At 53.8% G+C, this 6,758-nt stretch carries 4 protein-coding genes; all 4 read right to left on the bottom strand.

Annotation, left to right across the window (positions count from 1 at the left end; genetic code table 11):
* Positions 1 to 836 (bottom strand): glycoside hydrolase family 31 protein (locus tag GXO76_06055; GenBank protein NOY77417.1); only part of this gene is annotated, 836 nt, incomplete at its 3' end.
* Positions 837 to 3,065 (bottom strand): regulator, encoded by a 2,229-nt coding sequence (locus tag GXO76_06050; protein ID NOY77416.1) that lies wholly within the window; start codon positions 3,063 to 3,065, stop codon positions 837 to 839.
* 70 nt (positions 3,066 to 3,135) lie between these two features.
* Positions 3,136 to 5,454, bottom strand: a complete 2,319-nt coding sequence (locus tag GXO76_06045) for a glycoside hydrolase family 5 protein (protein ID NOY77415.1) — start codon at positions 5,452 to 5,454, stop codon at positions 3,136 to 3,138.
* Positions 5,455 to 5,659: 205 nt separating this feature from the next.
* Entirely contained in the window at positions 5,660 to 6,673 is a 1,014-nt protein-coding gene (locus GXO76_06040; protein NOY77414.1) for a LacI family transcriptional regulator, read from the bottom strand.
* Positions 6,674 to 6,758: the final 85 nt, after the last annotated feature.

Here is a 6,758-nt window from a genome sequence, read left to right as displayed (position 1 = left end):
TCGATGGGAGCAAATCCTTCCGGATGCGCCCAGGGGGTGTCAATGGCGCGCGCCAGCGTCACAAACCCGGGATTTTTTCGCAGTCCATGGCGGTATTCCTCCCGGTAGTACGCATCCATGTACTGACGGGTGGTCCGTAATCCGTTGGCCGTTTCCTGGTAAGGCAGCGGAATCGGCCCGAGTTTCGATGAAAAATACGTGGCGGTTCCGTCCAATTTCCAGCCGTCAATGCCAAGGGCAAACACCTGCTCTTGCAGGTTGTGCCACCATTTCCGCGCAATGGGATTGGCGTAATCCACAAATCCACCGGTGCCTTTCCACCATGTCACCTGAAATCCGTCGCCCGCTAAATATCCCTTCTGTCGTGCCCAGTCGTACCAGGTGTGTGCGTCCCGAATACGGGTGTCTTTATTGCGACTGTTCACCATACAGGTCATCCAGAGCACCACGCGGTAACCCTTCTCTTGCAACGCCTTAAACCATTTTTGGGGATGCGGATAGCGAAGGGTGTCGACCTGAAAATCGTTGTAGCGGGTGCTCCAGGGGCTGTCCAGAAGAAGGGTCCGCACGGGGATGTCGTGAGAGGCGTAGCCGGCCACCAGCTCGTCCACGCGGGCCGCCGTGTTGGCGTCATCCTCCCAGAGCCAGCATTCCAGCGCCCAGGGAGGCGTGAGCGGCGGATTTCCATGTCTCTGACCATTGAAGGGCATCCCCCAAAACGGGTAAAGCCATCCCAAATAAGCAGCCAGAACGAGAATAAAAAGACCCCCTGCAATCCATTTCCAGACGGATTTTTTCTTTCGCCGCCGCGCTTTCCGAATGATCTTCTTTTCCATCTAATGCTCCGGTTCTGCGATAAACCCGTAATACCGCCCCATCCAGTAGGGTAAAAGCCACCAGGCCCCGCTGCTTTCCGACCACCCCCCATCTCCCTGCACGGCTGCCCAGGGGTTGTTGTCCCAGCGCATCACGCCCCGTTCGCTCAGAGGCGGCAGGCGGCTGGTCTGGAGCGATTCCAGCTCCGGTTTTCGCACCAGGTGCAGATCCTCTCGATGACTATTGTCCACACGCCAGCGAACCAGATCCAGTGAGGCATCCCGCAGGGCTGCCACCGAAACGGTCGGCTGCGGATTTCTTCCGCTCAGCGCTCCGTACACGAAATCGAAAAAAGGACTCCGGTCGGCCTTAAGGCCTTTGTACCACCAATCCAGGCTCTCGCGATACAGTTTCTGAAGATTCGGGTCTTTTTCGTAGAGCAGCAGTACCGGAAAGGCCAGGGCCAGGAGCTCATCGTCAATGTGGGTTCGCCAGGACGGTTCGTAGGTTTTGGCGTGACGCACATTTTCCGCGTAGTGGGCGCGGGTCAGCAGCTCCCGGTACCGTTTTTCGTAGATCGGGTTTCCGCTAAAGTGGTACGCCAGTTTCAGATACGCCAAAATTTCGAGAGAATTGATTCCCCGCTCGGCCGCCCAGTCGGGGTCGTGGTTCAACTTTTCCGGCGACCACACCCCCCAGCGGGTGGGCCGTCCGTCGATATCCTTCAATACGTACCCGTTCTTGACGATGAAATCCACCACGCGGCACCAGTGATCCCGCACACGTGCCTTTTCTTTCGCGTCCGCAACCAGATCGTAATAGAACAGGTAACCAAATTGGTGACCGGTGATTTCGTCGCTGGAGGTATCCCCCTTCCAGCGCCATTTTCCATCCGCAGAAAGCCGCCACTGTTTTTCCACCCGTTTATTGCGGGGATCGTGCACCTCGCGGTCCGCCCATTCTTGAGGGGTAAAAACATGATTGGGATCGGCCATGGTTTTCCAGGTGACCGGGATAACCGTCCGGGCGACAAATCCGGGTGTTTGGGTTACGGTTTGTAAAAATTCCAGGGCATCGTAGGCCTGTTTGGCCAACGCTTTCACCTTCGGGTCTTTCGTCACCGCGTAGTGAAAGGATTGCATGGCCAGGTACATGGCCGTGTACTGCCCATCATTGTCATCATCCCGGGGAGCCCAATGGGCCGTATCTCCGGGGGCTTCCAGGCGGCATTTTTCCACCAGTCCGGGAGGACGGACATGGCGTTTGAGGCAGATGCGCTGAAAATACGCCGCTTTCTGCGCCAGCGTCATTTTTCGGCGGCCAATGGCACTGACCCCTCCGACCGTTGCCACCCAGGCCGTACCGTCAGGCGCGAATGCCACATCCCGCACCCGGTCGTTTACCAGCCAGCGGCGGGAGGCACGCAGCGACCAGCTTTTGCCGTCAAACCGGGTTACACCCGACCGGGTTCCCACCCACATTCGACCGTCCGGAGCACGGGCCACACAGGTTGCCCAGGCGGTGGGAAGGCCATCCTCCGGGGTGAATGCGTTTGTCCGGCGGTTATTCCGAAACACCGTCACGCCGCCCAGTCCGGCTGCCCACAGCGACCCGCCTGGGGCGAATGCCACACCCCGCACGTCGGCACTGAGGATGTCTGTATGCCTCTGGAAAAGCCGGATTCCCCGTGGAGTCTGGTGGTACAACCCCATGCCTGTGGCAATCCAGAAACCACCGGTTTTGTCAGCCAGAATCTGGCGTACGTTGCGCGAAAAGGGGGAACGAAATCGGTGCCATTTCCCGTCTTTGAAGCGGTAGGCCGATTCAGGCCCAAGCGCCAATCCGGACGTCTTCGTCACACACACAGCGGCGACAGGGCCTTGAACCTCTGTTATTTTTTGTAGATGGTCTTTCCGCCGCGCGTAGAGACCGTTCCAGGCTCCCACCCAGAGCACACCGGTTTCGTCCAAAAACAAGTCGTACACCGGCCCATTGATGGCCTCCGATTCCACCGACTGCCAAAAGCCATTTTGCAGCCGGAAAAGTCCCACCTTTGTTCCCGCCCACACGGTTCCCGAAGCATCCACCGCCACGGTACGCACATCGTTTGAGGCCGCCGTTTTTCCAATCGGATATGCCCGGTGAATTTCCTGCACAAACGGCACATCCGGAACAGGCGATTGCGCAAATGCGCGGCCCCATAACCAGACGCAAACACCACCGATCATAAAAACAGTTTTCCAAGACATATTGCTGCTTTCAATTTGAGGTTTTTCTGCAGGGATCGTTCACGAACGGCCCCTGCTAAAAATATCGCCGCTATTTTTTTCGTTGAAACCCCGGCGTGGCCAGCCAACCGGAAACATCCAGCGGCTCGCCGCTGACATTGCACACCCGAAGGCAGGCTTCCCAATTGGCGCCGAGGTTTAACACCTTCAATAAAATCCGGTTTTCCCCTTTCTTCAACCGCACATTAACCTTGTCCTCATCCACCGTAAGTCCCCGTCCCACAAAATGTTCGTGCACCTTTTTCCCGTTGACCCAGCAAACCACGCCATCGTTGCTTCCGATTTTAAACTGCAGCCATTGGCGATGCGGCAGGTTTAATTCGGCATAGGCGTAAGCGACCCCTCGCCTCCGCCCAAAAAGTTTTGCCAGAGGAATGATCCCCTGAACCGTTTCTGTTTGAACCGGCTGCCAGCGTGCGGTGTCCTTTTGGAACGGCTGTGTTTGTTTGAAGTCAATTTTCTTTTCCGGGAAGTAGGCCGTGGTGCGCCCAACGTTGTCGGGATTGGGGAACGGCCCCGCCACCCACCAGCGTGTTATGAAGCCCACCTGCCGGGCGATTCTTCGATCATCTCTTTCTGAAAACACCTTTTTCTGATGCAATTCGTTTACGACTTTGTTTAAAAAATATCGGGCATAGGCACCCCGCGCCATATCTTCAACAATGCTCTTGCAGGCCTGCACATCGCCCTTTTTCAATAACGCCTCAGCCCGAACCGCCTGGAAAAATGCAATCGATTCCCGAAAATCCGCTTGCTTTTTCAGCTCCGAAATTTCCCGCATCGGCTCCGTCACGCCCAATGCCGCCAAACCGTACACCGCCCGTTCCTTATCCAGATTTTCCGCTTCTCCCTTTAAAACCAATCTGTAAATCGCGACGGCTTTTCCCGAATCGTTCAATCGATCGGCAATGAAAACCAATGCCCGAAAGGCCGCCTGATTTTCCATAACGGAACCTTCTCGATAATCATGAATAAATTCCCGTCCAAAGGCCGTCTGAGGCTGCCGATGGGACAAAATGGCTTCCACGACATCTTTCATGGCATTCAAGCCGATCCCGGGTAACTGAACGGACAGATTCAGCCATTCCGGAATGGGTTTTTTCACGGTGATGTACTGAGGCGCATCGGTGGCAAAAATTTTTCCTTCGCCGGGAAGCCAGCGCGGCTTCCCCAATTCCGTTCGTGCTCCGGAAAACAGAATCTCTTTCCCCAGGTCAATTATGTGCGGCAGCCCCATTGTCCAAACCGCCAATTTCACCGCATCTCCTTTTGTAAAGGCAATCACAAAATCGTCGGCAGCCCCGACTCCAATACGCCCTGCCGGGATAAATCCTCTTAATTCCGAAATCAAAGCTCTCATGGTTTCGTAGGAAGGCTTGGGCTGATAGTCCCAGGTCACGGTGCCGAAATTGTGCTCCCCATTGTCGGGGTCCTGTCCATCGTCATGCCAATCGTACCAGATGCTCACCGGAATACCAAATCCAAGATTGGTCAGCCACTGCCGTGCCAGGAATTTCCCCTGAAGCTCTCGCGAAATGCTCGTGGTGGAATACCCCCATTCCCCGCTCAGAATCGGAATGATTTTGCCTGGGGGTTTGTATTGTTTAATCAACACACGGAGCTGGGAATAATCCGGAAGCACGGTTTCGGGCGGCCGGGGAGACCGGTAAGGATGCACCGTTACCGCATCCACCATTTCCAGTAATCCGCGCCTAAAAGCCGCTTCCAGGAACCGGAAATCAATTCCCGAGCTGGCCGGTCCCACAATGCAGGCCTTCGGATCAGCCTGACGAATGGCGGGCACAACGGCCCGGCACCATTTCATGTACTGGTCCACATCGGGTTTTGGCTTCCAGAAGCCTCCCAGATTGGGTTCGTTCCAGAGTTCCCAGAGAATGGGCTTCCCCCGATACCGTTCTGCCAGAGCACCGGCAAACCGGCCATACGCCGCCAGCGCTGAATCGCTCTTCGGTGCTTCACCCTTGTCGTAAAGGCGATTCCCGTAATCCAAAATAAACACCAGACGCATATCGTACCGCCCCAACCGGGCAATCAGTGTGTCGTAGCGGGTGAAATCATAGTGTCCCGTCTTTTTCTCAGAGTTATTCCAGCCCACATCCATTCGAACAATGCCCGCTCCTGCATCGGAAAGCATGCTCCAATCATTTTCATTGCCGTCGTAAAAATGAATATTTACGCCGAGCCCGGAAGGGATTGGTTTCATTACCACCGAGGGATGAACGCGCACCACGGCCGATGGCTGAACGTCAGTTTTTTCTCCACATCCCGCTATCAAAACAGAGAATAGAATGAATAAAACCATTCGTTGAACAAATCCACGTTCCTTCATTTTTTATCCCTGCCTCTCTTCCGTTATCAATTCAGACCGTTAGGGCTGACTATCAGCAGTTACGTTTGCAGAATTCTGAGATTCAACGGGCGGGGCTTTTGAAAATCACAAAATCGGAGAACCCGTTTCAAAGCACCCGTCCCCTTGAGTTACCTGACACCGTGAAATCTCAAACAGACCGGGGCCCCTTTTCGGGGAAAGGCTGTTACATAACCGGAGCTGTGGAAGCCCTTTTATGAAGATGGGTCTGGACAATGACTTTGGATACCCTGCCTTTTTGAGACAAATCCATCTGTTGGTGCAATAATTCAAAGGCTTTTTCGGCAATTTCCTGCATGGAATGTGAGATGGTTGTAATGGGAGTTGACAAAAAAGGCGCATAAATGGTATCCGTGTAGGAAATGATTGAAATATCTTCCGGAATGGAAAGCCCCTTTTCCTGAATGGCCTTAAGTGCTCCTACCGTAATGATCGTTCCCGAGATCAACAACGCCGTGGGTGCATTGGGCAGCGAGAGAAGCGTAAGCGCCGAGCTGTAACCGCTTTCAAGGGTCGGTCCTCCGCTGGATACAAATGCGGGGTCTTTTTCAAGATTTAAATCAGTGAGTGCTTTTCGGTACCCGTCCAGACGTTTCAGAACCGGGTACAAATTCTGGCGGCCGCTGATAAAACCAATGCGGCGATGCCCCAAATCCGACAAATAAGAAACGGCCCTATAAGAGGATAATTCGTCATCGCAAATGACGGCATGGGTTTCCATTGTTTCAAAATCACGATCGATAAGCACCAAAGGTACATTCTGGGCAACCAGCTGCCGAATGTGTTCGTCCGCATCCTGAACGGGCGCAATGATTAACCCATCCACTCCGCGACCCAACAAATCTTCGATGACCTGGATTTCCTTCTCCTGATTTTCGTTCGTATCATAAATCATGAGGGAATATCCGGCCTTGTGACAAAGAATATCCAATGTTTTGGCAATCCCCGAAAAATAGGGACTGGCAATATTGGGAATGACAAGCCCCACCGCATCGCTTTTTCGCAATCTCAATGCCCGGGCTGTTTTGTCCGGCCGATAATTCAGTTCATTTACCGCATCAAAAATCCGTTTTCTGGTTTTTGCCGAAACCGGGATATTTTCCTTTCCTCTCAAGACCCGTGATACCGTTGAGGGATGAACCCCGGCCAGAACGGCGACATCTTTTAGGGTTGACGCCATGGAATTGTTTCCTTTTGCAACGAATATCAAATACGCAATTGTTTGCGACAAACGTTAGGCACAATTTAATTATTGCATTTTTAAA

The sequence above is a fragment of the Calditrichota bacterium genome (assembly GCA_013151735.1).
Taxonomy (GTDB): Bacteria; Zhuqueibacterota; JdFR-76; order JdFR-76; family BMS3Abin05; genus BMS3Abin05.
Note: the sequence above shows the minus strand (reverse complement) of the source record. Positions and strands in the feature narration are given on the sequence as shown.